Origin of the sequence: Micromonospora sp. DT68, assembly GCF_049847245.1 — a bacterium.
GTDB classification, from domain to species: domain Bacteria; phylum Actinomycetota; class Actinomycetes; order Mycobacteriales; family Micromonosporaceae; genus Micromonospora; species Micromonospora profundi.
The window spans coordinates 49,475-75,532 of sequence record NZ_JBNCNZ010000001.1 but is presented as its reverse complement, the minus strand read 5'-3'; the positions used below and the strand labels follow the sequence as shown (position 1 = coordinate 75,532).

At 70.8% G+C, this 26,058-nt stretch carries 23 protein-coding genes; 5 read left to right on the top strand and 18 right to left on the bottom strand.

The features are described 5' to 3' along the window. Nucleotides 1–188 precede the first annotated feature (188 nt). Entirely contained in the window at nt 189–1,316 is a 1,128-nt protein-coding gene (locus tag ACPXB1_RS00370) for an AI-2E family transporter (protein WP_425734657.1), read from the top strand. 10 nt (nt 1,317–1,326) lie between these two features. Here ACPXB1_RS00370 and ACPXB1_RS00365 read toward each other — a convergent pair whose 3' ends face one another. Then, entirely contained in the window at nt 1,327–1,998 is a 672-nt protein-coding gene (locus ACPXB1_RS00365) for a dienelactone hydrolase family protein (RefSeq protein ID WP_425734656.1), read from the bottom strand. Between the two features lie 180 nt (nt 1,999–2,178). On the opposite strand from ACPXB1_RS00365, the gene ACPXB1_RS00360 reads away from it, so the two are divergent. Beyond that, nucleotides 2,179–2,358 (top strand): hypothetical protein, encoded by a 180-nt coding sequence (locus ACPXB1_RS00360; protein ID WP_355588283.1) that lies wholly within the window; start codon nt 2,179–2,181, stop codon nt 2,356–2,358. A 46-nt stretch (nt 2,359–2,404) separates the two neighbouring features. On the opposite strand, the gene ACPXB1_RS00355 is transcribed toward ACPXB1_RS00360, so the two are convergent. From ACPXB1_RS00355 to ACPXB1_RS00310, 10 genes are all read right to left on the bottom strand, one after another. After that, nucleotides 2,405–4,777, bottom strand: coding sequence for a glycoside hydrolase family 65 protein (locus ACPXB1_RS00355; protein WP_355628276.1), 2,373 nt, complete (start codon nt 4,775–4,777; stop codon nt 2,405–2,407). Continuing rightward, nucleotides 4,774–5,577: an HAD family hydrolase gene (locus ACPXB1_RS00350; protein WP_355588279.1), complete on the bottom strand. Its 804-nt coding sequence runs from the start codon at nt 5,575–5,577 to the stop codon at nt 4,774–4,776. The genes ACPXB1_RS00355 and ACPXB1_RS00350 overlap by 4 nt, the downstream gene beginning before the upstream one ends. A 59-nt stretch (nt 5,578–5,636) precedes the next feature. Next, complete coding sequence (locus ACPXB1_RS00345; RefSeq protein ID WP_355588277.1) at nt 5,637–6,101, bottom strand: DUF4442 domain-containing protein; 465 nt, start codon at nt 6,099–6,101, stop codon at nt 5,637–5,639. Nucleotides 6,102–6,163: 62 nt separating this feature from the next. Next, complete coding sequence (locus tag ACPXB1_RS00340) at nt 6,164–7,171, bottom strand: hypothetical protein (RefSeq protein WP_355628273.1); 1,008 nt, start codon at nt 7,169–7,171, stop codon at nt 6,164–6,166. Between the two features lie 93 nt (nt 7,172–7,264). Beyond that, nucleotides 7,265–8,617 carry an ABC transporter ATP-binding protein gene (locus ACPXB1_RS00335; protein ID WP_355588273.1) on the bottom strand — a complete coding sequence of 451 codons (1,353 nt, stop codon included), beginning with the start codon at nt 8,615–8,617 and terminating at the stop codon, nt 7,265–7,267. 81 nt (nt 8,618–8,698) lie between these two features. Continuing rightward, complete coding sequence (locus ACPXB1_RS00330) at nt 8,699–10,909, bottom strand: bifunctional glycosyltransferase/CDP-glycerol:glycerophosphate glycerophosphotransferase (protein ID WP_425734655.1); 2,211 nt, start codon at nt 10,907–10,909, stop codon at nt 8,699–8,701. Between the two features lie 15 nt (nt 10,910–10,924). Then, nucleotides 10,925–12,955, bottom strand: coding sequence for a DUF5941 domain-containing protein (locus ACPXB1_RS00325; RefSeq protein WP_425734764.1), 2,031 nt, complete (start codon nt 12,953–12,955; stop codon nt 10,925–10,927). Nucleotides 12,956–12,981: 26 nt separating this feature from the next. After that, a complete protein-coding gene (locus ACPXB1_RS00320; protein WP_377664628.1) occupies nt 12,982–13,725 on the bottom strand; it encodes an ABC transporter ATP-binding protein in 744 nt (247 codons plus the stop codon). Between the two features lies 1 nt (nt 13,726). Next, nucleotides 13,727–14,554, bottom strand: a complete 828-nt coding sequence (locus ACPXB1_RS00315; RefSeq protein ID WP_355588267.1) for an ABC transporter permease — start codon at nt 14,552–14,554, stop codon at nt 13,727–13,729. Nucleotides 14,555–14,624: 70 nt separating this feature from the next. Continuing rightward, complete coding sequence (locus ACPXB1_RS00310) at nt 14,625–15,995, bottom strand: L-serine ammonia-lyase (RefSeq protein ID WP_355588265.1); 1,371 nt, start codon at nt 15,993–15,995, stop codon at nt 14,625–14,627. Nucleotides 15,996–16,637: 642 nt separating this feature from the next. Between ACPXB1_RS00310 and ACPXB1_RS00305 the strand changes: the two genes are divergently transcribed. Further along, entirely contained in the window at nt 16,638–16,847 is a 210-nt protein-coding gene (locus ACPXB1_RS00305) for a PspC domain-containing protein (protein ID WP_355588263.1), read from the top strand. A gap of 259 nt (nt 16,848–17,106) precedes the next feature. Here the strand turns inward: ACPXB1_RS00305 and ACPXB1_RS00300 are convergent, their stop codons facing one another. The 7 genes from ACPXB1_RS00300 to pdxH all read right to left on the bottom strand — a co-directional run bounded on the left by ACPXB1_RS00300 (nt 17,107) and on the right by pdxH (nt 23,242). Further along, nucleotides 17,107–17,895: a DUF4230 domain-containing protein gene (locus ACPXB1_RS00300; protein ID WP_355588261.1), complete on the bottom strand. Its 789-nt coding sequence runs from the start codon at nt 17,893–17,895 to the stop codon at nt 17,107–17,109. A gap of 99 nt (nt 17,896–17,994) precedes the next feature. Further along, a complete protein-coding gene (locus tag ACPXB1_RS00295) occupies nt 17,995–19,158 on the bottom strand; it encodes an acyl-CoA dehydrogenase family protein (RefSeq protein ID WP_355588259.1) in 1,164 nt (387 codons plus the stop codon). Nucleotides 19,159–19,193: 35 nt separating this feature from the next. Next, nucleotides 19,194–19,499, bottom strand: a complete 306-nt coding sequence (locus tag ACPXB1_RS00290; protein WP_425734654.1) for a type II toxin-antitoxin system VapB family antitoxin — start codon at nt 19,497–19,499, stop codon at nt 19,194–19,196. A gap of 187 nt (nt 19,500–19,686) precedes the next feature. Further along, nucleotides 19,687–20,289 carry a nitroreductase family protein gene (locus tag ACPXB1_RS00285; RefSeq protein ID WP_355588257.1) on the bottom strand — a complete coding sequence of 201 codons (603 nt, stop codon included), beginning with the start codon at nt 20,287–20,289 and terminating at the stop codon, nt 19,687–19,689. Between the two features lie 24 nt (nt 20,290–20,313). Continuing rightward, nucleotides 20,314–21,243, bottom strand: coding sequence for an aldose 1-epimerase family protein (locus tag ACPXB1_RS00280; RefSeq protein ID WP_355588255.1), 930 nt, complete (start codon nt 21,241–21,243; stop codon nt 20,314–20,316). Between the two features lie 44 nt (nt 21,244–21,287). Next, nucleotides 21,288–22,586: an MFS transporter gene (locus tag ACPXB1_RS00275; RefSeq protein WP_355588254.1), complete on the bottom strand. Its 1,299-nt coding sequence runs from the start codon at nt 22,584–22,586 to the stop codon at nt 21,288–21,290. Further along, the gene (gene pdxH / locus ACPXB1_RS00270; RefSeq protein ID WP_425734763.1) at nt 22,583–23,242 is read right to left on the bottom strand and encodes a pyridoxamine 5'-phosphate oxidase; all 660 of its coding nucleotides are present in this window, start codon (nt 23,240–23,242) and stop codon (nt 22,583–22,585) included. Before pdxH ends, ACPXB1_RS00275 begins: the two co-directional genes overlap by 4 nt. A 279-nt stretch (nt 23,243–23,521) precedes the next feature. Between pdxH and ACPXB1_RS00265 the strand changes: the two genes are divergently transcribed. Continuing rightward, entirely contained in the window at nt 23,522–24,628 is a 1,107-nt protein-coding gene (locus ACPXB1_RS00265) for a citrate synthase 2 (RefSeq protein WP_355588252.1), read from the top strand. Nucleotides 24,629–24,856: 228 nt separating this feature from the next. Continuing rightward, entirely contained in the window at nt 24,857–25,984 is a 1,128-nt protein-coding gene (serC, locus tag ACPXB1_RS00260) for a phosphoserine transaminase (RefSeq protein WP_425734653.1), read from the top strand. Nucleotides 25,985–26,058: the final 74 nt, after the last annotated feature.

Sequence of the window (26,058 nt, the reverse complement as noted above, 5' to 3'; positions counted from 1 at the left end):
CGTCGACTGCGTCAGTGATGGCTTCCCTGGGCCGGGTTGCCCAAACCCGGATGATCCAGACTCGCCGGCCAGGAACGGACGTCAGGTGTGCACCCGCCACGACAAGGGCCCACCTCGCGTTGGAGCGGTACGGGTGTCGGCGCGCGTCAGGCCGGGTACCGACCTCCCGGATATCGAGGAGGACCGACATGGCGGCAGAGGAACCCGGGGCGGACACCAGGGAGACAACGCACGACGCACAGCCGCGCCATCCGTGGGCGGCGCTGCCGTGGCTGGTCCGCACCGCGGTGCTGTGGAGCGCCTGCCTGGTGGTCATCGTCGCCGGGCTCTATCTGCTGGGCCGGATCGCCCTGCTGTTGGCGCCGCTTGCCATCGCGCTGGCCGCGACCATCTTCCTCACCGCTCTGCTCGACCCGGTGCTGCTCCGGCTGCGCCGGTTGCGGGTGCCCGCGGCACTCGCCGCACTGCTCACCGTCCTGCTGCTGCTCGGCATCCTGGTGGGCGTCGGCGCACTGGTGTGGAACCTGACAGCGAGCCAGTTCGACCAGCTAAGCCAGGAGTTGACGCAGGGCGTCGACCGCAGCCGGGACTTCGTCACGTCCACCCTGCCCGTCACCGACGCCCAACTGGACCGTCTGATCAGCCAGGCCCGGGAGGGGTTGAGCGGCAGTTCGCCGGACCCGGTCTCCGGAGCCCGGACGGCCACCGAGGTGTTCGGCTCCGCGCTGCTCGCTCTGGTGCTGCTCTTCTTCCTGCTCAAGGACGGCCGGTCGATGTGGCACTGGGTGCTGGCCCGGATGACCGGCCCGAACCGCGCAGTGGTCGCCGAGGCCGGTCGGGGCGGCTGGCAGACGCTCGGCGCGTACAGCCGGGGCACCATGCTGATCGCCGCTATCGACGCGATCGGCATCGGCCTGGCTCTTGTGGTGCTGCGGGTGCCGTTGGCACTGCCACTGGCGCTCATCACATTCCTCGGCGGCTTCGTCCCGATCATCGGCGCGACGGTGGCCGGAGCGGTCGCGGTGCTCGTGGCCCTGGCGGCCAACGGGCCGACGACGGCGCTGCTCACCCTCGCGGCGGTGATCGCCGTCCAGCAGATCGAGGGCAACCTGCTCGAACCGCTGGTGATGAAGCGGCAGGTCCGACTGCACCCGGCGGTGATCCTGGTGGCCGTCACCGCCGGCACCCTGATCGCTGGCATCGCCGGTGCCTTCGTCAGCGTCCCGATCACCGCCGTCCTCTGGCGCATCATCGACACCGTCCAACGGCACCGGGCCACTGCCACCCTTGCGGTTCCGCCCGCCCCGGCGGGTTGACCCGTCGACCTCAGGTGCGACGAACGGCCGCGCGGGCCAGGTGGTCGGTGAACCAGGCACCTGCCTGGTCGGCTACCTGTTCGAGCGTGCCGGGCTCCTCGAACAGGTGGGTGGCGCCCGGGACCACCCGCAGCTCGCCGACCTCACCCAACTCGGCGAGCGCCTGCTCGTTGAGCACTATCACTTCCTCGTCCAGGCCCCCGACAAGCAACAACGTGGGGGTACGCACACGCGCCAGCGCCGCACCGGCCAGGTCGGGTCGACCGCCCCGGGACACCACAGCCCCCACCCGGTCCGCGCGGGACGCGGCGGCCACCAGAGCGGCGGCGGCACCCGTGCTGGCGCCGAAGAGACCGACGGGTACGTCCCCGGCGGGACGCTCGACCGCCAGCCAGTCGACGATCCCGGCCAGCCGGCCAGCCAGCAACCCGATGTCGAACCGCAGTTCGGCGGTACGCGCGTCCACCTCGTCCTCTGTCGGGGTGAGCAGGTCCACGAGCACTGTGGCGAGACCACGCCCGTTGAGCGTCCGGGCCACCGCCACGTTGCGCGGGCTGTGCCGCGAGCTGCCGCTGCCGTGCGCGAACAGCACCACGCCGGCCGGCTCGGCGGGCAGCAGCAGATCGGCGGGGAGTTGGACGTCCCCTACCGGAATGGCCACCGTGCTGCTCTGCTCGTCCATGCCGCACCTCCGCGCGCTCGCCCCTCCCACGCGTACCCCGCCTGGGGCTTCGCACTCACCCGGCAGACGTGCGGATGCCCGGGGCCAGGGCCGCGTTTGTCGCAGGTGCCGCCGGGTAGCCGGGAGGTGACCGCAGACCGCGCAGGCGCAACCGCGCCCCGACGGATCGCGAGGATCGCCATGGCCAAGCAGCAGACCTCCCGGCAGCAGCAGATGGACGAGCAGAACCGGCGCGAACAGGACATCGAGCGGAGCCGGAACTTCGGGGACGAGGCCTCCGAGGCCCGCCTGCCCGACGATCCCCGGGCGATGGCGCCCAGGGACGCCCTGGGCCGCCCGTCGACCGGAGAACCCGTCTGACGTACGCGTGGAACGGCCGGGACGGGAGCATTCCCGTCCCGGCCGTTCACTCGTCGCGCTCGGGCAGCCGGAGCAGTGGCGACCGGCCCGGCGGGTGCTCCGGCGGCGCAGCCGTCGGCTCCGCCTGCGGCACGGGCACCGTCACCGGTTCGTCGGAGGTGACCCGTAGCAGCTGGTTGTGGTGGCGCAACTCCACAACGTCGTCCGGGCCGCCGTGGCGCAGCGAGTACGTCGTCTCGTGCGGTCGCACGTCCACGCGCAGCGCCAGCCCGCGCCACTGCAACGAGAACTCGAGGCGGCTGAGCCGGCTGGAGAGCCGGGGCGCGAACGACAGCTGACCGTCGTGGTCGCGCAACCCGCCGAGCCCACCGATAAGGGCGAGCCACGCGCCGGCGAGCGAGGCCATGTGCACGCCGTCGCGGGTGTTCTCGTTGAGGTCGTGCAGGTCCATCAGCGCGGCTTCGCGCAGGTAGATGTGCGCCAGCTCGGGATAGCCCACCTCGGCGGCCAGCACCGCCTGCGTGCACGCCGACAGCGACGAGTCACGGACCGTCCGGCGCTCGTAGTAGAGGAAGTTGCGCAACTTCTCCTCGGGGGTGAACGCGTCCCCCCGCCAGTGCATCGCAAGGACCAGGTCGGCCTGCTTGACCACCTGCTTGCGATACAGCTCGAAGTACGGATAGTGCAGCAGCAACGGGTACTTCTCCGCAGGCGTGTGCGCGAAGTCCCACTCCTGGAGGCGGGTGAACCCCTCCACCTGCTGGTGCACCTCCAGCTCGTCGTCGTACGGGATGTGCATCGCGGTTGCGGCGTCCCGCCAGCTCGCCGCCTCCTCGTCGGTGACACCGAGGCGGAACGCCTCGTCCCGGTAGCGCATCGCCGACTCGGCAGCGGTGAGCATGTTCCGCTGCGCCATCAGGTTCGTGTAGATGTTGTCGTTCTTCACAGCTGTGTACTCGTCCGGGCCGGTGACCCCGTCGATGTGGAACTGGCCGTGCCGGTCGTGGTGCCCGATCGAGCGCCACAGCCGGGCGGTCTCCACGAGCAGCTCGAGCCCGATCTCCCGCTCCAGCTGGGTGTCGCCGGTGACGAGCACGTACCGGCGCAGCGCGTCCGCGATGTCGGCGGCGATGTGGAACGCCGCGGTGCCGGCCGGCCAGTACCCGGAGGACTCCGGCCCCTCGATGGTTCGCCACGGGAACGCGGCGCCCTTGAGGTTGAGTGTCTCGGCCCGCTCGCGCGCCTGGTCAAGCGTGCTGTGGCGCCACTGCAACGCGCTGCGGACCGCGCTCGGCTGGGTGTACGTCAGCACCGGCAGGACGAACATCTCGGTGTCCCAGAAGGCGTGCCCGTCGTACCCGGGGCCGGTCAACCCCTTGGCCGAGATGGGCCGCTGCTCGGCCCGGGCACCGGCCTGCAGGACGTGGAAGAGACCGAACCGGACGGCCTGCTGGATCTCCGGGTCGCCCTCGACAAGCACGTCCGCCGCGTCCCAGAACTCGTCGAGATAACTGCGCTGCTCCCGGTGCAGCCCCTCCCACCCGTCGAGGCGGGCACCGGCAAGCGCCGCGCCGACCTGGTCACGCAACGCCGGCAGGGAACGTCGGCTCGACCAGCCGTACGTCAGGTACTTGACGATCCGCAGCTTCTCACCGGGCTTGAGTACGCAGGCGATTGTCGTGCGGACCCAGTCCTCGTACCCCTCGGACTCGATCGTGGTGCGGTCCGGGCCGTGCACCTCGTGCTCCATGGCGGCGGCCACCCGCAGCCCGGAGACCTTTGTGTGGTGGATCAGCTGCCCACCGTCCGGGGTGGTCAGCTCCTCCTCGGCCTGCAGCGGCGACTCCAGGACCGCCGCGACCCGCGGGTCCTTGCTCTGCGCGGGCAGCGACTCGTTTGCCACCAGCTCGGACTGCACGATGAGGCGCAGCGGGCCGTCGACGGCCTCCACCTCGTAGTTGATCGCGGCCACCGACCGTTGGGTGAACGACACCAACCGGGTGCTGCGGACCTTTACCTCACGGCCGGCCGGGGACCGCCAGTGCAGCTCGCGGTGCAGGGTGCCGGCCCGCATGTCGAGCACCCGCTCGTGGGAGAGCAGCTCGCCGTAGCGCACGTCGAGGGGTTCGTCGTCGACGAGCAGCCGGATCAGCTTGCCGTTCGTGACGTTGACGATGGTCTGGCCGGACTCGGGGAAGCCATAGCCGGCCTCCGCGTACGGCAGCGGGCGAAGCTCGAAGAACGAGTTGAGGTAGGTGCCGGGCAGGCCGTGCGGCTCGCCCTCGTCGAGGTTGCCGCGCAGGCCCACGTGACCGTTCGACAGCGCGAAGACCGACTCCGACTGGGCCAGCACGTCCATGTCCAGGCGGGTTTCCCGAATGTGCCAGGGCTCGACGGGATAGGCCCGTTCCCGGATCACGCGGTGCCCCGCTCGTCGCTTGTCGTCGCGTCGACCGGGCGCGTCGGTGGGTCGGCGTCGCCCGCGTCGAGCAGGTCGGCGAGGTCCTTGACCACGATGTCGGCGCCGTGCGCGAGCAACTCGTCGGCCTGACCGACCCGGTCGACGCCGACCACGAAGCCGAAACCGCCGGCACGACCGGCGGCCACGCCGGAGAGCGCGTCCTCGAAGACGGCAGCCTGGGTGGGGTCGACGCCGAGCAGGGCGGCTCCGGCCAGGAAGGTGTCCGGCTGCGGCTTGCCGCGCAGCCCCTGCTGCCGGGCGACGATCCCGTCGACCCGCGCTTCCAGCAGTCGGTCCACCCCGGCTGCGGCGACCACCTCACCCCCGTTGGCGCTCGCGGTCACCACTGCCCGACGCAGCCCGGCGGCGACCGCCGCCTCCAGGTAGCGCACCGAGCCCGGGTAGACCTCGACACCGTCGGTGCGTAGGTGCTCCAGCAGCAGGACGTTCTTGCGGTTACCGACGCCGTTCACAGTGTCGGCGTCCGGTGGGTCGTCCGGGCTGCCCTCGGGGAGCACGATCCCACGGGAGGCGAGGAACGACCGGACGCCGTCGGCGCGGGGTCGGCCGTCGACGTACCTGTTGTAGTCGGGGCCGGGGTCGAACGGCTGGAACGGAGTCCCGGTGGACGTCGCGTGCTGGCGCAGAAACTCGTCGAACGTCTGCGTCCAGGCGGCGTTGTGCACCCGGGCGGTCTGCGTCAGCACACCGTCCAGATCGAAGAGACAGGCGGTCACATGAGCAGGTAGGCCCAGCACGGTACGAATCTAACCACCCAGCCGGTCCGCAAACACCTTTCTGTGACGCGCGCCGCCGCTCAGTTCGGCCGTAGCGTCCAGAGAACGGTGAGCGCCGACGTGTGCTTGCCGTCCTCGGTGCCGATCTGCACCTCGACCGGGAACTCGGGTCGCTGGCCGGCTTCCAGCTCGTCGATCACTTCCTGAGCGGGTCGCCCGAGTCGGGCGGTGGCCAGGACGGGCCCGTACGCGCGCTTGTGGTAGGCGATGTCGGCCCGGACGACGAGCGGCACCATGCGGTCGAGCAGGTGTCCGAAGGCGACAAGCACGACAGTGCCGGAGGCCGTCTCGCCGAGCGTGAACATCGCGCCGGCGTGCGGCCCGCCGATGTGGTTGTGGATGGCCGGGGCGTCGGGCAGCCGCACGACGGCCCGCACCCCGCCGTCCGCCTCGGGTGCCACCTCGACGAATTCGATGCCGAGGGTGCGGGCGAACGGCACCGCTTCCAGCATTCCGGCCGCCACCTGGCGGGAGTCGATTGTCATGTCCCGACGTTACTCGCGGGTAACCAAGGCGGCAACCAGGGCTTCTCCATCCGCCAGCCCGGTCACAGGTTGGCGATCGTCCGCAGGATCTCGGCGTAGAAGTTGCCGTCGATGCTGCGGAAGAAGGCGAAATCCTGACCCGGGTCGCCGAAGAACGGGCGCAGTGTCCAGGCCAGCTGGGTCCCCACGAAGCCGAAGAGCAGGATCCAGATGTAGAGCAACGTCATGCTTGCCGGCCGCTGGGCCGGCTCGCTGCGGCGGGCCGGCGGGGTGCCCCACGGGCGGTTGGTCGCCGGGTAGCCGGGCGGCAGCGTGCCGGGGGCCGGCTGCCCGCCCCACTGGGCCTGGGCGGGGACCTGCGCCGGGGTCTGGACGGTCGGTGCCGCGGCGGGCGTGGCGCCGTTCGCGCCCGACCCTGCCGCCGCCGCTCCGGCCGGCACGGCGACCGGCTCGGCACCGGCGGAGGAGGTCGAACCGGCGGCCACGGTGGCCGGCACCGCGCCTGCGGACACCGGGGCCGGTGTCTGGGCGTTGACCTGGGCCGGGGCTTCGGCGGCCACCGCCGGGGCGAGCAGACCGTGGTCGTTGAGGACCTGCATCCCCCCGGTCAGGAAGCGCAGCCCGACCAGCGCCGACAGCGTCAGGATGGCGACGTTGAGCAGCTTGAAGAAGCCGTAGTCCGGAGCGGTGATCAGGAAGAAGAGGCTGATCGGCGCGAATGCCACAGCGAGCATCGAGGTGACGGTGATCGCCACCATCACCAGCGCCAGCGACTGGCGCACCGACAACCGGGCGCCGAAGACCAGGTTGAACAGGTAGAGCGTGGGCAGGCAGATGGCCAGCGTGACAAGGAACAGCAGTGGCAACTTCAGCGCGGAGGTCAGCGCCATGAGCGGGCTGTGGAAGGCACCGAGCACCGCCCCGTAGCAGGCGAGTGCGATTGCCGAGCTGGCCAGCATCCGGCCGGTCAACGCGTTGAGGTCACGCTCGGCGACGATCTGCTGCCAGATGCCCTGGCGGTCACGCAGGATGCGCTCGATGACGAGCGGGCTGGGACGGTCACCCGACACGGGTGCACCCCTCTCGGTGACTTTCACAGTGGACTGGGCGGGCAGACGGTAGGCCACCAGGTGACCGCCCCGCCACCCCGCTCCGGCGTGGCGTCACCGCCAACCCACGTCGATCCGGGCGCCGCGCTCGTCGAAGAAGTGCAGCGCGTCCATCCGCACCGAGACCGCGAGCGGATGCCCGGCGGTGACCGCCGGGTACGGCGCCAGCCGCACCGCCAACTCGGCAGGCCGGCGATGGTGCCGACCCGGATCGGGGAGCACGCTGGTGCGGGCGCCGTTGGCCTGCGGCTCCTCGGTCTCCACAGGCTTGCCGGTGAGCCGCTGCATCACCGCGCCGAACCGGCGCAGGCCCCGCTGACCCACCGGCGGCGGGTCCAGCGGCGCACCCATCTCGTCCACCATGATCGCGGTCGCCCCGATGTCGAGGAACGCAAGCGACTCGTGGCCGTGGTGCTCCAGATAGCGGATCCGGCCCCGCAGCACGTCACCGGGGGTGTCCGGAGCGACAGGCGTGAGCGCCTCGGCTCGCATTCCGACCACGATCCGCTCGCCGTGGTAGTGCGCCACCGCCCGGCTGCGGATGTCGTTCCAGGGCAGGTAGAGCGCCTGGTCACCGAGGGTGAGCGTGACGTACCGGTCGAGGTGGACGTAGACCGACGCCTCCAGCAGGTTCATCCGCGGGCTGCCGAGGAAGGCTGCCACATAGAGAGTCGCCGGACGGCCGTACACCTGGGTGGGCGTGCCCACGTCCTGGAGCACTCCGCGGCGCATGATCGCGACCCGGTCGGCCATTGTCAGTGCCTCGGCCTGGTCGTGGGTGACGTAGATGGTGGTGACGCCCAGCTCCCGGGTCAGGCCCGAGATCTCCGCGCGCAGCTCGGCGCGGAGCCCGCTGTCAAGGTTGGACAGCGGCTCGTCCATCAGGAACAACCCCGGTCGTCGGACGATTGCCCGGCCCATCGCGACCCGCTGGCGCTGCCCGCCGGACAGCTGGCCCGGCTTGCGGGCCAGAACGTCGTTGATGCCCAGCGCGCTCGCCACGTCGGTGACGCGCTCACCCCGCGGCTCCGGCTCCACTCCGGCCAGCCGCAGCGGGAAGGCGATGTTGTCGCCCACTGTCATGTGCGGGTAGAGCGCGAAGTCCTGGAAGACCATCGCGATCTTGCGATCTCGCGGTGGCAGGTCGTTCGCCAACTCGCCGTCGAGCAGGACCGCGCCCTCGGTCGGGTCCTCAAGACCGGCGATCATCCGCAGCACAGTGGACTTGCCGCAGCCGGACGGGCCCAGCAACACCATGAACTCGCCGTCGTTCACATCCAGGTTGATTTTGTCGACGGCAAGCGTGCCGTCCTTGAAAACCTTGCTCACATCCTTGAGCGCGACGGTGCTCACCGTCACCTCCCCCAGCTTGTCGGCCGAACCCCACAAGACTGTGACCAGGATCATTGCGCTCGCACATCGGGTAAACGTCTCATGTTCGGCCGATGACGTTGCTATTACACGACACTAGGCGCTCGGGTCAGGCGGTCAGCACCGGCTCGACTGCTCCGACGGCTCGCCCAGGAACACCCGGCGCACCACCCGCTCCGCCGCCCGACCGTCGTCCAAGGTGCAGAAACGGCCCCGGAAACGTTCCCGGGCAATGGTCGCCCCGGCCGACCGCACCGCGTCGGTGCGGAACAGGTCGAGCAGATCCGTGAAGGTGGTGGCCACCGCGCCCGGCGGCTCGGCGGTGACGTCGAAGTAGACCCCGCGAGCCAGACGGTACGACTCCCAGTCCGGCGCGTAGAGCACGATCGGGCGATCCAGTACCGCGTAGTCGAACATCGCCGAGGAGTAGTCGGTGACCAGAACGTCGGCCACCAGGTAGAGGTCCTCCACCCGCTGGTAGCCGCTGACGTCGCGTACCCGTTCCCAGGTTCCCGGCCGGCCGGGGCGGCGGTCCCGGTCGTGGAAGTAGTGGCTGCGCATCAGCAACTGGCCCGAGTCACCAAGCGCCTCGACGAACCGGTCCGGCTGAAAGGGGGGCCGGTAGCCGGGCAGGTGCTCGCGGTGCGTCGGGGCGTACAGCACCACCTGCTCGTCGGAGGTGAAGCCGAACTCCTCCCGCAGCCGCCGTACCTCGTTCGGACCGGCGGTGACCAGCCGGTCGTTGCGCGGATAGCCCACCTCCAGCGTGGTGTACGTGGCCGGGTACGCCCGGTCCCACATCTGGGTGGAGAAGCTGTTGGCGCTGACGCTGTAGTCCCAGCGGTCCACCCGGCGCAGCAGCCCGGCGAAGTCCATGCGCCCCGCACCGATGGGATAGCGCTGCTGGTCCAACCCCATCACCTTCACCGGAGTGCCGTGGTGGGTCTGCACGTGCACCTGGTCCGGCCGCTTGCGGACGAAGTCCGGAAAGTTCACGTTGTTGATCAGCCAGCGGGCCCGCGCCAGCACCCGGTAGTAGGCAGGAGTGCCGGCCACCACGTACTCCACCCCTGCCGGTACGGCATCCACCCGGTCGCGGCGCACGATCCACACCCCACGCACACCGGGGGCCAACCGGCGGGCGACCTCGTAGATCGCCGCCGGATTGCAGGCGTAGCCGCGGTACCAGTAGGCGGCGTAAACAGCGAGGGCCGGATCGACAGGCCGGCGCAGCTCCGCCCGGTAGTACTCCCGCAACAGGCCGTCCCGGGTCACCCGGGCACCGCGACGGGCGACCGGCCCGACCCGCCGCTTGGCGGTCCGCACCTGCCGGCGGGCCGTGTCACGGGCTCGGCTGGCAGCCCGCAGCGCAGTGAACGTCCGCCACCGGCCTGACGCGACCAGCCGGTGCTTGACCCCCTCCACCCCCTCGGGTACGGGGTAGCCGCCCTCGGGCAGCCACCGCGCGTAGTCCTCGGTGATCTGCGCGAAGAACGCCGACCGCAGCTCCGGTGCGATCCGCTGGCCGTTGCCGAGCACCGTCAGGTAGTGCCAGATCATCCGCTCGAACACCGCCGGCCGCAGTTCGTCCACAGCCGGCGACCAGGCGTCCATCAGGTGGAAGACCCGATGCCACTGCGGGAACACCTCGAAATGCCTGTCACCCCGGGTCTTGGTGATCGCGCCGGCGCGGCGCTGCCGGTAGTTGACACACACCCGATCGAGTACGCCGATCCGCCGCGCCGCCATCAGCACCGGATAGCTGAACGAGACGTCCTCGTACCAGCCGTCCGAGAAGCGCAGGCCCAGGTCGACAAGGAACTCCCGGCGGACCAGCCGGTTCCAGGCGGTGTGCAGCAGCCGCATCGCCTCCGGCCGGTCCCGCAGCCGGAACGTGGTCGTCCCGGGTGACTCGGGAAGCACCTCGGCCATCGCGCTGCGGGTGACAGTGTCGTTCCAGTGCGCCCGGACGTGATCGACGAGCAGCACGTCCGGTCGGGTCGTCCGCAGCCGCTCGGCGACCTCCGGCAGGCAGTCGGGCACCAGCCAGTCGTCGCCGTCGACGAACCACACGTACTCGCCGACGGCTCGGTCCAGCCCGATGTTGCGGGCCGGACCGAGGCCGACGTTCTCCGGCAGCCGGACCGCCCGGACCCGGGAGTCGCGGGCCGCGTACTCGTCGATGATCTCGCCGCTGGCATCCGGCGAGCAGTCGTCGACGGCGATCACCTCGAGGTCGACGTCCGGCTGCCCGAGAATCGAGTCCAGGCATTCGCGCAGATATCCCTGCACCCGGAAGGCCGGCACCACGAAACTGATCAGGGCCATCCGGCCGTCCCTCCGTCAGCGGGGCGTCACACCTCCCGCGCCCAGGGATGCGGCCGACGCCCGCGCGTCACGGGCCGGTCGGACGAACCAGGCCAGGACGGCGCTCGCCACGAAGACCACGAGAAGGTACGCACCGAGTGTAGCCATGCCAATACTGACCATACCGGCAATCGCGGCGAGGGTCAGCAGCACCGAACGTCCCTCCCAGCCCAGCGTGGCCGCGTGCAGAGGCGGTGCCACCTGCCGCTTCTCCAGTCGCGCAGTCAGGTCGTAGTGGTGCACGGTGAGCACGAATACGTACCCGAAGATCAGCCACCCGGGCGCGTCGCCGACCACACCGACAGCGATGGCGAACAGGTACTCGCCTGCCCGCAACGCCGCCGGCACCAGCCAGTCCAGCGGGCCGTTGTGTGCCGCCCCGGCGCCGAGGCCACCGGCCAGCAGCACCAGCAACGCCACCGGCACCGTCCAGCGCAGACCCTCCGGCGAGTCGCCCAGCAGCGCCACGACGAGCAGCACCGCAGGACCGAGCGCGGCGATCACCGCCAGGGTGAGCGGCCCCATCGGGCGTACCACCGGCAACCGGCGGGCCAACGGCCCGTCATCGCGGTGCAGTGTCGCGTCGACAGTGTCCAGCACCGGCACCCACATCCAGCGGGCCCGCAGCGTACGCAGCGCACCCGTGTACGCGAACGCCAACGTGCCCCACACGAGCACCGCCACCAGGCTGACAAGCGGGTTGAACAGCGCCACTGTGATCGCGATCAGCGCCCACCGCTCGCCGATCGGGAACACAACTGTCCGCTTCAGCCAGTACGACAGCGAACCCGTGTCCGCCTGCACCCGTGTCGACGCCGCGTTGAGCCGGTCACCGATCCCGCCGCTGGCACCCGTCGCCGACCGGGGCCGGCGTGCCGCCTCGTCGTGCAGCACCCCGTACCAGGTGTCGGTCATGTGCCGGACGGTCTGCAACGTCATCGCCGCGATCGCCAGCGCCCAGCCGTTGCCCAGCCCGGCGTGGCTCACCCCGAAGCCCAGACCGGCGTAGACGAGGTATTCCTTCGCCCGGTCGGCCATCGTGTCCAGCCAACCGCCCCAGGCGCTGAAGTGCCTTGTGTAGCGGGCCAACTGACCGTCCACGCAGTCCAGCACGAACCCGAGGTAGAGCAGCACCGCGCCGCCCACCAGCGCGGGTCGCCCGCCGACGCCGAACAGCACGGCGGCAGCCAGCGCGAACAGCACCGAGATCACCGTCACCCCGGTCGGGGTGAGCCGCATCCGCGCCGCCAGCCGCACCACGTACGGCGACCAGGTGCTGACGAAGTACGTGGAGAAGAAGTCGTCCTTCTCCTTCACCGACAGCCGCAACTCGGCCCGGTCCTCGTCCACAGCCGTCACCGCCGCCTCGGCAACGGCAAGCCCGGCGGCGTCCTCGACCCGGTGCGCGACGAGCAGGCGTACCCGCTGGGCGAAGATCAGTGTGCCGAGCCCCGCGAGACCCGCGACGAGCCGGTCCACGGCGGACCCGGGACCACCGGCGGCGGACGAGCCTGCGGAGCCCACGCCGCCGGCCACCGGCAGCGGCGACACGTCACCGGCCGGGCCGATCGGGGCGGCGACGGGGAGCACCCCGGACGCGGCGGCGCGGGCGGCAGCGGCGAGGTTCGGCAGGTCGTCCACGCCGACCCGCAGCGCACCACCGAACACGCCGGTGGCGTCGCCGTCCAGGTCGCCCACCGCGCCGGCGTCCACTACCTGCCCGCGCTCCTCGCGCACCGCAGTCCGGCCCGGCACCGGCGGGTCGCTGAGCACCAGCGCCACCGTCGGCCCCACCGGGCTGGTGGCCAGGTGCCGCAGTACGGCGGTGTGCGCCACCAGGTCTGTCCCTGTGACAAGCAGCGGGCCGGTGGCGGCGTCGGCAAGCGCCGCCAACTCGTCGAGGGTGGCGGCGAAACGCACCTCGTCCGCCCCCGCCCGGCGCAACTGGGCGGCGAGCCGGTCGGCAAGGGGCTCGCCGGTCGCGGTGGTCAGGCCCGCCGCGGGCATCCCGGCGGCGAGCACTATCGCGAGCGTCACCGCGGAACCGCTGCGTGGTACGCGTCGAGCGCCTCGGCGATGGTGCCGTCGAGCGTCAACCGGCCCGCGTCGAGGAACAACCCCCGACGGCAGAACCGGGTCAGGTCCTTTTCGTTGTGTGACACCAGCACCAAGGTGCGCCCCTCCCCGAGCAGACGATCAATCGTCGCGTAACACTTCTTGCGGAACTCCGCGTCGCCAACCGCGGTCACCTCGTCCATCAGCAGGATCGGGTGCGGCAGGTGCGAGATGATCGCGAAGCCCAGCCGCACCTTCATCCCCGACGAGTAATGCCGCACGGACGTGTCGATGGCCCGTTCCACCTGCTCACCGGCGAACTCGACGATCTCGTCGAAGTGCCGCTTCAGGTAGCTCGTCGACAGCCCGTGCAGACCACCGACCAGGTGCAGGTTCTCCCGCCCGGTCAGGTCGTTGGAGAAACCAGCGGACAACTCCAGCAGCGGGGCCACCGCCCCGTGCACCCGGATGCTGCCCTCGTCCGGGATGAGTACCCCGGCGATCAGCCGCAGCAGTGTGCTCTTACCTGTGCCGTTGCGGCCGATCACCCCGACGGTCTCGCCCGGCTCGACGGTGAACGACACGTCGCGCAGCGGCCAGAACTGGCCCGGCAGGGCACCCCGTGCGCCCCGGTGGATGAACAGCTCCCGCAGCCGCAGCTGGCGACGACGGTTGCGGACGAACCGGATGCCCAGCTGGTCGGCCTCGATGATCGGCGCCATCTCAGAGTTCCTTGAGCACTGCGGGTTCCAGCCGGCGGAACGACCACCAGCCGGCAGCCAGCACCAGCAGGCTGCCGGCGACTGTGGTGGCGAGCAGGCGGGCGTCCGGGAACTCGTCCGGGTACCAGATCGCGTGGTGCAGCTGGAAGATCCCGACCAGCGGGTTCAGCTCGTACACCACCTTCAGCCAGCCAGGCAGGCTGGACTCCCGGACCAGGCTGAGCGGGTAGATGATCGGCGTGGCGTAGAAGAGCACCCGGATGATCAGCCGCATGAGCCGCTCCACGTCGCGCATCAGCACGTTCCACGCCGACAGCAGCAGGGCCAGCCCGATCAGCAGGGCCGCCTGGACGGCCACCGCGAGCGGCAGAGCGAGCAGCGACCAGCCGGGGTGGATCCGACCGTGCACCGTGTAGATCACCGCGATGGCGGCGAGGATCGGCAGGCCGGCCGCGTACTCGGCGAACCGACCGGTGACCCGCCCGATCGGGAAGACCTGCCGGGGCACGTTCATCGTGGTGATCAGCCGGGACTGGCCGGTCAGGGCGTTCGTGGCCTCGCTCAGCGCCGAACTGGTCCACATCCAGGCGAAGATCCCCGTGATCAGGAACAGCGGGTACGACCCGGCCGCCTCACCGAGGTGCCGCCCGGTGTCCCGGGAGTACAGCACCCCGAAGACGAACCAGTAGATGGCGCCCATGCCGAGCGGCTCGATGAGCGACCAGAAGTAGCCGAGCACCGACTGCTGGTACTTCACCGCCAGATCACGCCGGACCAGGATGCGCAGCGAGTTGCGGTGCGACCACAACGCCGCGACGCCAGCGGTCACCGCAGCCTCCCGCCTCCTGAAACGGACGACAGGTTAGCAGTCGGTGAACGAATGCCCCGAATCGGCCGACTCAGCACTCGATCACGTTGACGGCCAGACCGCCACGCGCCGTTTCCTTGTACTTGACCTTCATGTCGGCGCCCGTCTCGCGCATGGTCTTGATGACCTTGTCCAGCGACACCGCGTGCACACCGTCACCGCGCAGCGCGAGCCGGGCGGCCGTGATCGCCTTGATGCTAGCCACCGCGTTCCGCTCGATGCAGGGGATCTGCACCAGGCCACCTACCGGGTCACACGTCAACCCGAGGTTGTGCTCCATCCCGATCTCGGCGGCGTTCTCCACCTGCTCCGGAGTGCCCCCGAGCGCCTCGGCCAGCCCGGCGGCGGCCATCGAACACGCCGAACCGACCTCACCCTGGCAGCCCACCTCCGCGCCGGAGATCGAGGCGTTCTCCTTGAACAGCACACCGATCGCCCCGGCCGCCAGCAGGAACCGCACCACGCCGTCCTCGTCGGCACCCGGCACGAACCGCGTGTAGTAGTGCAGCACCGCCGGGATGATCCCCGCCGCGCCGTTGGTCGGCGCGGTGACCACCCGACCGCCGGCAGCGTTCTCCTCGTTCACCGCCAGCGCGAACAGCGTCACCCAGTCCATCACGCGCAGCGGGTCGGTGCTCCCGGTGTCCGCCTCCAGGCTGCGCCGCAGCTCCGCCGCGCGCCGCCGAACCTTCAACCCCCCAGGGAGTACGCCGTCCCGCTCGCAGCCCTGCTGCACGCACTCCCGCATCACCCGCCAGATGTCCAGCAGACCCGCCCGGATCTCCGCCTCGCTGCGCCAGGAACGCTCGTTGGCAAGCATCACCTCGCTGATCGACAAGCCCGTCGCGGTGGTGACCTCCAGCAACTGCGCCCCGGTCAGGAACGGGTACCGCACCCGCGTGCTGTCCGGCTTGATCCGATCCGCGCCGGCCGCCGCCTCGTCCACAACGAAGCCGCCGCCCACCGAGTAGTAGGTGCGGCTGCGCAGCTCGGCGCCCGCCCCGTCGTACGCAGCGAACGTCATCCCGTTCGGGTGGTACGGCAACGAGCGGCGACGATGCAGCGTCAGGTCCCGGTCCGGGTCGAAGTCGATCTCGTGCGCATCCAGGAGGCTGATCCGCCGCTCGGCGCGAATCCGTTCGACCCGGGAGCCGACAGAGTCCGTGTCGACCGTCTCCGGCGCCTCGCCCGCCAGCCCCAGCAGCACCGCCTGACCACTGCCGTGCCCGTGCCCGGTCGCGCCCAGCGAACCGAACAGCTCGGCCTGCACCCGCGCCGTGTCGGTGAGCAACCCGTCGGCCTTGAGCCCCGACACGAACGTACGGGCGGCCCGCATCGGCCCCACCGTGTGCGAACTCGACGGCCCGATACCGACGCTGAAGAGGTCGAAAACACTGATCATGGCTGCGCTTCCTCGCCGTCGTCCCGTCGTACGGGATCCGGCCCGGTCGTGGCCACCGGTCAGGCGGCCCCGCTCGTGGTCGCCCGGTCGGGCGCCCGCCGGCCACCCGGGGTGGTGGGTGCCCGACCTGCGAGCCTACCCGCCCAGACCACCGCCCACCGGACCACGCGACCGCAGTACCTCCCGGCGACCCGGTGCCCCCGGAGCGACCTGACCGCCACCCCGTCGCGACCACCGCGCCGCGCCCGAACACGGTCGCGAGCACCCCGTCACAAGCGAACGCCCCGTCACAAGCGGGCGCCCCGTCACAGGCAAGCGCCTTCAAGAGCGCGCTTGATCCAGGATCTAGTGGCCTCGAGCCGGGATGAGGCCACTAGATCCAGGATCGAGCACGATCTCCCTCCGGGGCGCGGGGCGTGAGGTCGGGGTGCGGGGCGCGAGGTCGAGGCGTGAGGTCGGGGCGCGGGGCGTGAGGTCGGGGCGTGAGGTCGGGGTGCGGGAGGCGTTGGAGGGGGACCGCACGGGTATGTACCTACGGGTCCACGGGTCGCCGATCCTCCTCGAGACCGAGGGCAAGGGTGGCCATCCCTTCGTACCGTGGATTGCAGACGCGGTGCATTGCCGCAGAGTGGGAGTACGACGATGAGTCGCAAACTGGTTCGGCCCCGCCAGGGGCGCATGCTCGCCGGTGTCTGCGCCGGCCTCGGTCAGCGGTTCGGTATGTCCGCCGGGATGGTGCGGCTGCTGTTCCTGCTGTCGCTGCTGCTGCCCGGCACCCAGGTGATCGTCTACCTGATCCTCTGGGTCCTCATGCCCAACGAGGACCGCTACCTAGCCTCCACCGGCCGCTGACCCCCGCCTCTCCTGACTGAGCGGCGGCGTCGAGGCAGCAACAACATTGAAGTTGCTGCCTCGGCGGCGCCCGACACAACAACATCCCTGAAGTTGCGCGGATCTTGGCGCCTGGGGCGGTAAGCGAACAGAGCGGCCGGCGGAACGGGCGGTGTGAATATCACAAGGTCTGCCAGGCGCATCCGATGCCAGGGACATGCGAAACGCCCGCTCCGACGAAGGTCGGGGCGGGCGTTTGCGCGTACGAAACGTACGTAGCTCAGGGAGCCGTGAAGGTGACAGTGACCTGCTGGTAGCCGAGGGAGCGCATCAACCCTTCCAGCATCTTGCGGGTGTTCTCCTGGGCGCGGGCGGAGAGCCCGCTGTCCCGGGCGGCGGCGGTGATCCGTTCCTCGGCGAGCTGGTAGACCTGCTGCTGCCGGTTGGGATCGTTGCCGACCAGGTCGCCGAGCCGGTTGAGCAGGCCGCGCTGCTCGGCGAAGACGTAGCTCTTCTCCATGTCGAGGTTGGTCTTGCCGAGCTGCGGCGCGGGCAGCTTGATCTCGACGGACTTACCGTCGGCGGACTGCACGATGGCACCTTCACCGATCTTGGTGAAGTCGACGTACGCCTCGACACTGCCTGCTCCGACGAACAGGGTGCGCTCGTTGAGCAGGAAGTCGGGAACGTTGCGCCTGTCGTTCTGGGTGTCGACCACGACCTGGAAGTTGCCCTCGGCGGCAACGTAGCGGCTGAGGTCCTGAATCGACTTCAGCAGCGGCGGCTGGCTGCGGTCGGTCTGCTCCTTGGCGAACGGGTTGCGGAAGTCCGGCAGGAAGCCGGTCGCCTGCACGCCCAGCAGCACCACCACTGCCAGCGCGGCGGCACCGAGCAGCAGGAGCAGGCCACGGGCCGCCCCACCTGCTCCGCCGGGCGTCGGGCCGCCGGTGTCGCCGGGTGTGTCCGCGGGCGGTTCGGGTGCCGCGGTCGAGCGCTCCTTGAGATCGTCGCCGGTCGGGTAACCGGGGAACTCCCTGGTGGGCTCGTTGATGTCAGCGTCGCGAGCCATCACACTCACCGTCCTCGTCAGACACGTCGTCTGTCAATGACGGTACGGCCCCGGTACGACAGCCGCGCGGTGAGCGGCCGGAAAGCACAAAAGGGCAGGTCAGGCGAATGCTGAGAGCCCGGTGAGCCGCTGCCCGACGACCAGTTGGTGAATCTCCGAGGTGCCCTCGTACGTCAGCACGCTCTCCAGGTTGTTCGCGTGCCGCATCACCGGGTATTCGCCGGAGACGCCGTTGGCACCGAGGATGGTGCGGCACTGCCGGGCGATGGCCAGGGCCTCCCGCACGTTGTTCAGTTTGCCCACGCTTACCTGCTCGGGGCGCAGCCGGCCGGCGTCGGCGAGCCGGCCGAGGTGCAGGGCGAGCAGTTGGCTCTTGACCAGCTCGACCGCCATGTCGGCGAGCTTGGCCTGGGTTAGCTGGAACCCGGCGAGCGGGCGGCCGAACTGGGTGCGGGTGGTGGCGTACGCCAATGTGGTTTCCAGGCAGTCGCGGGCGGCGCCGACAGAGCCCCAGACGATGCCGTAGCGGGCTTCGGTGAGGCAGCTCAGCGGTGCCTTCAGGCCGACCGCCTCGGGCAGTTGCGCCGCCGCCGGAACCCGGACGTCGTCGAGGGAGATCTCGCCGGTCACCGAGGCGCGCAGCGACATCTTGCGGGGGATCTCCCGGGTCGTGACACCGGGCATGTCCATGGGTACGGCGAAGCCGCGCACACCGGACTCGGTACGCGCCCAGATCACCCCGACGTCGGCGATCGGCGCGTTGGTGATCCACATCTTGCCGCCGCTGAGCACCCAGTCGTCGCCGTCGCGGCGTGCGCGGGTGGCCATCGAGGCCGGGTCGGAGCCGTGGTCGGGCTCGGTGAGGCCGAAGCAGCCGATCGCCTCGCCGGTGGCCATCGCGGGGAGCCAACGCCGTTTCTGGTCCTCGCTGCCGTAGCGCCAGATGGCGTACATGGCAAGCGAGCCCTGCACCGAGACCAGCGAGCGGACGCCGGAGTCGGCGGCCTCCAGCTCCTGGCAGGCCAGCCCGTACGCGACGGCGGAGGCGCCAGCACAGCCGTACCCGGTCAGGTGCATGCCGAGCAGCCCCAGCTTGCCGAACTCCTGGGCCAGCTCCCGGGCCGGCACGCGACCCTGCTCGTACCAGTCGGCGACGTGCGGGCGGACCCGGTCGTCGACGAGCTGGCGGACGACGTCCCGGATCTGCCGCTCCTCCTCGCTGAGCGACGGGTCCAGGTCGAGCAGGTCCAGTGGAGCGGTCATGGACGCCACCCTAACGAAGCTTCAGGCGGGACCGCTCACTCGATGGGCTCGGAGAGCACAAGCACCCGGGCGTGGATCTGGTTGCGCTGCTGAAGGGCCGCGCGCAGGGCGCGGTGCAGACCGTCCTCCAGATAGAGCCCGCCGTTCCACTGCACGACGTGCGGAAAGAGGTCACCGTAGAAGGTGGAATCCTCGGCGAGCAGCTTGTCGAGCGCCAACTCCCGCTTGGTGGTGATCAACTGATCCAGGCGCAGCGGGCGGGGCGGAATGTCCGCCCACTGCTTGAGCGTCAGGTTGTGCTCCGGATAGGGACGCCCGTCCCGGACCGCTCTGAAGATCACGACGGTACGCTCCCCTCCCCGTGGCCGGGCCGACCGACGGCGCCGAGCCGGGCCGCGGCGGGCACCGCGCGGCGCGGCACCGATGACCGTGCCAGCCTAGCGGCCCAGTGCACGCCGCGTTCTGCTCCCTGATGTCAGTTTCGCTACCCGTCGTCCGTTCCTCAGCCGGACAACTGGGAGGAATGACTCAGCTCCACCGCCCACGTCGCACCACGTCGTCCACTCCGCGACGCCCTCGGCGCAGCGATGGTGACCGATGGTCGGGTGCGGGATAACCGATTGTGACCGCGCCGATGGGGCGGAACTCCGCCGGCACGCCGAACGCCTCCCGGTACGGGGCCAGCCGCTGCGGCGGAATGCCGAAGAAGCACGCCCCCAGCCCTTCGTCCACGGCCGTGAGCAACATCAGCAGCGAAGCGAAACCGGTGTCCACGTACCAGTAGGGCACCGGCCAGCGGTCGGCGGACTGATCCGTCCAGCCCTTGTCCGACTCCGCGTACCGCCGTAGGTAGGCCGACTCGTTGGCGTGCGGCACCACGATCAGCGGTGCCTTGCGCATGCCGGCCAGCCAGCGCTCCCGCCCTCCGCCTCCGGGCGTCGCGGCGGCCCAGAAACGCTCCCGGTCGGCCGGCTCCTCCAGCACCAGGAAACCCCAGCCCTGGGTGAAGCCGGCCGACGGCGCACGGATCGCGTGGTCGAGCAGCCGGTCCACCACGTCGGGCGGGACCGGACGGTCCGGGTCGTAGTTGCGCACCATCCTCCGGCGTCGGACGACCTCGGCGAACTCCATCTCCCGCCCTCTTCTCCGGCCCGCTCAGGCCCCGGGGCGGATGCCCCAGGCGCCCCGCCAGGTGGTGCCGGGCTTGAGCGTGAGTACGTCCCTGCCGGAGCGGAAAGCGTCCGGCGGGCAGGTCATCGGCTCGATCGCCACCGAACGCCGGTGCCGCTCGCCGGTGAGCGCGTCGCCGGTGAACACCTGCCACCAGCCGAACTCCGCGTCCGCCCAGATGCTCACCCCCGAGGAGCCGTCCGGCGCGGCAAGGCTCACCGAGGAGCCGCCGTCGGCGTCCCTGATGACGTCACCAAAGCAGAGATCCAACTCGACCCCGCCGATCCGGCGCGGGCTGGTCCAGTCGTACTCCGTGCCGGCCACCGGGGTGACCCCCACCGGCAGCAGCCGGCCGTCCACAAGCACCCGGCTGCGCGTGGGCAGCCGCATCACCAGGTCGTCGACCGCGACGCCCGGCACCTGCAGGTACGGGTGCACCGAGAAGCCGAACGGCGCCACCTCGGCACCGATGTTCGTCACCTCGTGCTCGGCGCGTAGGCCGTCCGCGCCGACGCTCCACCGGCTGAGCAGTCGCAGCGGCCACGCGTAGCCGGGCTGCGGTGGCAGGTCGTAGCCGATCGTCACGGAGTCCGCCGTCTGCTCCAACAGCCGCCACGGCACCCAGTTGACAAGCCCGTGGATGGCCACGTGCCGTTCCGGTTCGGTAAGCGCGAGCTGGTGCGTCTGGTCGGCGAACGGGTATTGGCCGTCCCGGATCCGGTTCGGCCAGGGTGCCAGCACCTGTCCGGCGCAGCCGGGGCAGACCTCGTCGGTCGCGTACCCGTCGAGCAGGTCGACGCCGTCCTTCCGGTACGTCCGCAGGCCGCCGCCCACCTCGACGATGACGGCCTCGTGGCCGGCGGCGGCGATGGTCCACTGGGCGCCGGAAAAGGGGCGCTGGTCGGGGGTGTCCATGCCGGCGACCCTAACCGGTCACCCCCGCACGCCGCTCGACACGGTCACGCCCGATCGCCGCTCGACGCCGTCGCCGCGCGGTAGCGCACCAGGGCCGGGAAGGCGACCGCAAGCACCACCACGAGCGCCGCCGAGGCGAGACCGCCGGCCACCCAGGCCACCCCGCCACCGAAGCCTGCGGCCATGGTGCCGGCCCGCAGGTCACCAAGTCGCGGCCCGCCAGCCACCACCACCGTGTTGACGCCCTGGAGCCGGCCACGCATCCGGTCCGGCGCATAGATCAGCAGCATGGACTGCCGCAGGACCGCGCTGACCAGGTCGGCAGCACCGGCGACGGCGAGCAGCACCACCATCAGCCAGAGGTGGTGGGCCAATCCGGCGGCTGCGATCGCCAGGCCCCAGGCGACCACCGCGACCACCAGGCCGAGCCCCTGCCTGCGGAGTCTGCCGATCCAACCGGAGGTCAGCCCTCCGATCATCGAGCCGATCGCGATGGCGGCGTAGAGCAGGCCGACCGCGCCACCGCCTCCGAAGCGTTCGTGGGCGATCTCCGGGAACAGGGCCCGGGGCATGGCCAGGATCATCGCGATCAGGTCCACCCCGAAGGAGAGCAGAAGCACCGGAGTGGTGGCGAGATAGCGGAACCCGTCGACGACGCTTGCCAGGCCGGCGCGGCGGGGCTCGCCGTCGGCGCTCGGCTCGGGCGGCAGCGACGGCAGGCGCAGCGCGGCCCAGAGCATCGCTGTGAACAGCACCGCGTCCACGCCGTACGCGACCGACAGGACGAGCCTGGTGTCGGTGGAGGCGGCGAGGATCAGGCCGGCGGCGAGTGGTCCGGCCACCGAGGCGGCGGTGAACGTCGTGTAGTTCAGGGTGCTGGCAGCCGGCACGAGATTGTCCGGCACCAGTCGGGGAAGCATGGCGCTGCGGGCCGGCGAACTGATCGCGAACGCCACCGACTGCACCGCCATCAGCGCCAGCAGCAGCACCGGGCTGCCCACGTCCAACAGCGCCTGCACTAGCAGACCAAGGGTGGACGCCCAGAGCAGCACCGACCCGCCGAGCAGCACCACCCGGCGGTCGCGGGCGTCGGCGATGGCGCCGCCCCAGAGCCCGAAGATCAACAGGGGCACGAAGGCCGCCACGCCCAGCAGGCCGACCCAGAAGGAGTCCTTCGTCAGGGCGTACATCTCCACAGGCACCGCGACGGCAGTGAACTGGAAGCCGAACATCGCCACGGTGTTGCCGAGCCAGAGCCGCCGGTACGCGGGCACGCGCAGCGGACGTACGTCGATCGCCCAGCGGCGTCCTCCCCGCCGCCGGGCCTCCTGCACGCCCGTCACGGTGCCAGCCGCTCGACGATCCAGCTCCCGTCGCCGCTCGGGACGCCACCGGGTGGCCCGTCGTCGATGCGGCGGAAGCGCAACCTGTCGTGCAGCCGACCGGCCCTGCCCTGCCAGAACTCCACCGAATCGGGCCGGACCCGCAGGCCACCCCAGTTCGGCGGGGGCGGGATGACGGCCTCGTCGGCGAACCGCTCGTCCACCTCCCGGTAGCGCTCCTCGAGCGCGGCCCGATCCGGCACCACCTGCGACTGCGGGCTGGCCCAGGCGCCCAACTGTGAGCCGCGCGGCCGGCTCGCGAAGTACGCCTCGGTCACCGACGCCTCGACCGGCGCGATGGGACCCGCCACTACCACCTGCCGCTGCATGGCGAACCACGGAAAGACCAGACTGGCGTACGGGTTGGCGGCCGCCTCGACTCCCTTGCGGGACAGGTGGTTGGTGAAGAAGACGAAGCCGTCGGAGTCGTACCCCTTCAGCAGCACGGTCCGGCCGCTCGGCCGGCCCGCGGCGTCGGCGGTGCCCACCACCATCGCGTTCGGCTCGGGTAGCCCGAAGGCAACCGCGTCGGCGAACCAGCTGTCGAACTGGGTGTGCCAGTCACCGGCCAGGTCGGCCTCGGTCAGGCCCAGCTCCGCGCCGTACTCGTTACGCATCGCGGCCGGACCAGGTGTGTTGCCCGTCACGTCCTACTCCTTCTCGGCGGGCCCGTCGGCGCACCCCCGCGCTGACCAGCCCGCACCGCCCAGTCTCACCGAGCGGCGCGGGAAATGCGCGCCCGGGGATGTCGTGTGCGGCACAGTCGCCGTGGGTCGCGTATCCGGTTACACAGCAGGCAAGATGTTCCGAACACATCCCTGAGGGTCGCCTAAGGCGCCCGGCCGACCGGGCCGGATGAGCTGATCGGGCGCACCGAGCAGATCCAGGAGAGCGACATGGCCGATTTCAAACCCGGGCTGGAAGGCGTCGTAGCCTTCGAGACCGAGATCGCCGAACCAGACCGCGAGGGTGGCGCGCTGCGCTATCGCGGGGTCGACATCGAAGATCTGATCGGCCAGGTCTCGTTCGGCAATGTGTGGGCGCTGCTTGTCGACGGCCGGTTCGGGCCGGGCCTGCCGCCGGCGGAGCCGTTCCCGGTGCCTGTGCACTCCGGTGACATCCGGGTCGACGTGCAGTCGGCTGTCGCCATGCTGGCCCCGTACTGGGGGCTCAACCAACTGCTCGACATCTCCGACGAGCAGGCCCGTGAGGACCTCGCCCGGGTCTCGGTGACAGCGCTCTCCTTCGTCGCGCAGTCCGCCCGGGGTCTCGGCCTGCCGGCCGTGCCGCAGAAGGAGATCGACAAGGCGCAGACCATCGTCGAGCGGTTCATGAAGCGCTGGCGTGGCGAGCCCGACCCCCGTCACGTCAAGGCCGTCGACGCGTACTTCATCTCGGCCGCCGAGCACGGCCTGAACGCCTCCACCTTCACCGCCCGCATCGTCGCCTCCACCGGGGCGGACGCGGCGGCGTGCATCTCCTCCGGCATCGGCGCCCTATCCGGCCCGCTGCACGGCGGCGCACCGTCCCGGGTGCTCAGCATGCTGGAGGCCGTGGAGCGCAGCGGCGACGCCGAGGGGTACGTCAAGGGTGTCCTCGACCGCGGCGAGCGGCTGATGGGCTTCGGCCACCGGGTCTACCGTGCCGAGGACCCGCGCGCCCGCGTGCTCCGCCGCACCGCCAAGGAGCTGGGCGCGCCGCGCTTCGAGATCGCCGAGGCGCTGGAGAAGGCGGCTCTCGCCGAGTTGCAGTCCCGCCGCCCGGACCGGGTGCTCGCCACAAACGTCGAGTTCTGGTCGGCTGTCGTGCTGGACTTCGCCGAGGTGCCGGCGCACATGTTCACGTCGATGTTCACCTGCGCCCGGATGGGCGGCTGGAGCGCGCACATCCTGGAGCAGAAGCGCCTTCAGCGGCTGGTCCGCCCGTCCGCCCGCTACGTCGGTCCGGAGACCCGCAAGCCGTCCGACGTCGAAGGCTGGGCCGCCATCCCCCACGGCGTCTGAGGTGTAAGGAAGGGCCCCTTCTTAACGCCTGGCGTAGAGGAGGGGCCCCTTCTTAACGCCTGCTGTTAAAAAGGGGCCCCTCCTTCGTGGAGGTGGGAGGGGGAATGTGGTGAAGGACTCATGACCTGCACGTGAGGGCTTGGCCTCTACCGCCGGATCCTGGTGCGAGGATGGGGGCCGGCAGTGTCGCCGGGCCCGCCCTAGCCCTTGCGGAAGGACCTTCATACCGTGGCTGACGCCTCGATCATCCGGATTCCCGACGAGATCAAGCCCGCTGACGGCCGGTTCGGCTGCGGCCCGTCCAAGGTCCGGCCGGCGGCCGTGTCCGCTCTCGCCGACGTGGCCACCAGCTTCCTGGGCACCTCGCACCGGCAGAAGACGGTCCGCGACCAGGTGGCCCGGCTGCGCTCCGGCATCGCCGAGTTCTTCTCGCTGCCCGAGGGCTACGAGGTCGTGATCGGCAACGGCGGCACCACCGCGTTCTGGGAGGTCGCCACGTTCGGCCTCGTCCGGGACCGGGCGCAGTTCGCCAGCTTCGGCGAGTTCGGCGCCAAGTTCGCGAAGTCGGTAAAGGACGCCCCGTTCCTGGGCGAGCCGACCGTCCGCAAGGCCGACGCGGGCAGCGCGCCCACCCTTGTCGCCGAGGCCGGCGTGGACGTCTACGCGACGCCGCACAACGAGACCTCGACCGGTGTGGCAGTACCGATCAGTCGGGTCGCGGGCGCGGACGAGGGCTCGTTGCTGCTTGTCGACGCCACCTCCGGCGCCGGTGGCCTGGAGGTCAACGTCGGCGAGACCGACGTCTACTACTTCGCGCCGCAGAAGTGCTTCGGCTCCGACGGTGGCCTCTGGCTGGCGCTGATGTCGCCTGCCGCGCTGGAGCGGGCCGCCGAGATCAAGGCGTCCGGGCGCTACATCCCGGCCTTCCTGGACCTGACCACCGCGATCGACAACTCGCGGCTGGAGCAGACGTACAACACGCCGGCGCTGGCGACCATCTTCCTGGCCGCCGAGCAGACCGACTGGATGAACGCGCAGGGTGGCCTGGCCTGGGCGGCGAAGCGCACCGCCGAGAGCGCCGCGACGGTGTACGGCTGGGCGGAGCGGTCCACAGTGGCCACTCCGTTCGTGACCGACCCTGCGCTGCGGTCCAACGTGGTCGCGACGATCGACTTCGCCGACGGTGTGGACGCCACCGCGATCGCCAAGGCGCTGCGCGCCAACGGCATCGTCGATACCGAGCCATACCGCAAGCTCGGCCGCAACCAGCTGCGGGTGGCGCTGTTCCCGGCCGTCGAGCCGGCCGATGTCGAGGCGCTCACCGCCTCCATCGACTACGTGGTCGAGCGCCTCTGACGATCGTCACGGTCGGTGTTGGTCGGGGCTCCGACCGACACCGACCGTGATCATCGCCGCAGCTCAGTCGCGAC

Coding starts and splice junctions, on each gene's coding strand:
- ACPXB1_RS00370 (WP_425734657.1), top strand. CDS start 189: ATGGCGGCAGAGGAACCCGGGGCGGACACCAGGGAGACAACGCACGAC.
- ACPXB1_RS00365 (WP_425734656.1), bottom strand. CDS start 1,998: ATGGACGAGCAGAGCAGCACGGTGGCCATTCCGGTAGGGGACGTCCAA.
- ACPXB1_RS00360 (WP_355588283.1), top strand. CDS start 2,179: ATGGCCAAGCAGCAGACCTCCCGGCAGCAGCAGATGGACGAGCAGAAC.
- ACPXB1_RS00345 (WP_355588277.1), bottom strand. CDS start 6,101: ATGACAATCGACTCCCGCCAGGTGGCGGCCGGAATGCTGGAAGCGGTG.
- ACPXB1_RS00335 (WP_355588273.1), bottom strand. CDS start 8,617: ATGATCCTGGTCACAGTCTTGTGGGGTTCGGCCGACAAGCTGGGGGAG.
- ACPXB1_RS00330 (WP_425734655.1), bottom strand. CDS start 10,909: ATGGCCCTGATCAGTTTCGTGGTGCCGGCCTTCCGGGTGCAGGGATAT.
- ACPXB1_RS00325 (WP_425734764.1), bottom strand. CDS start 12,955: ATGCCCGCGGCGGGCCTGACCACCGCGACCGGCGAGCCCCTTGCCGAC.
- ACPXB1_RS00320 (WP_377664628.1), bottom strand. CDS start 13,725: ATGGCGCCGATCATCGAGGCCGACCAGCTGGGCATCCGGTTCGTCCGC.
- ACPXB1_RS00310 (WP_355588265.1), bottom strand. CDS start 15,995: ATGATCAGTGTTTTCGACCTCTTCAGCGTCGGTATCGGGCCGTCGAGT.
- ACPXB1_RS00305 (WP_355588263.1), top strand. CDS start 16,638: ATGAGTCGCAAACTGGTTCGGCCCCGCCAGGGGCGCATGCTCGCCGGT.
- ACPXB1_RS00300 (WP_355588261.1), bottom strand. CDS start 17,895: ATGGCTCGCGACGCTGACATCAACGAGCCCACCAGGGAGTTCCCCGGT.
- ACPXB1_RS00295 (WP_355588259.1), bottom strand. CDS start 19,158: ATGACCGCTCCACTGGACCTGCTCGACCTGGACCCGTCGCTCAGCGAG.
- ACPXB1_RS00285 (WP_355588257.1), bottom strand. CDS start 20,289: ATGGAGTTCGCCGAGGTCGTCCGACGCCGGAGGATGGTGCGCAACTAC.
- ACPXB1_RS00280 (WP_355588255.1), bottom strand. CDS start 21,243: ATGGACACCCCCGACCAGCGCCCCTTTTCCGGCGCCCAGTGGACCATC.
- pdxH (WP_425734763.1), bottom strand. CDS start 23,242: ATGCGTAACGAGTACGGCGCGGAGCTGGGCCTGACCGAGGCCGACCTG.
- ACPXB1_RS00265 (WP_355588252.1), top strand. CDS start 23,522: ATGGCCGATTTCAAACCCGGGCTGGAAGGCGTCGTAGCCTTCGAGACC.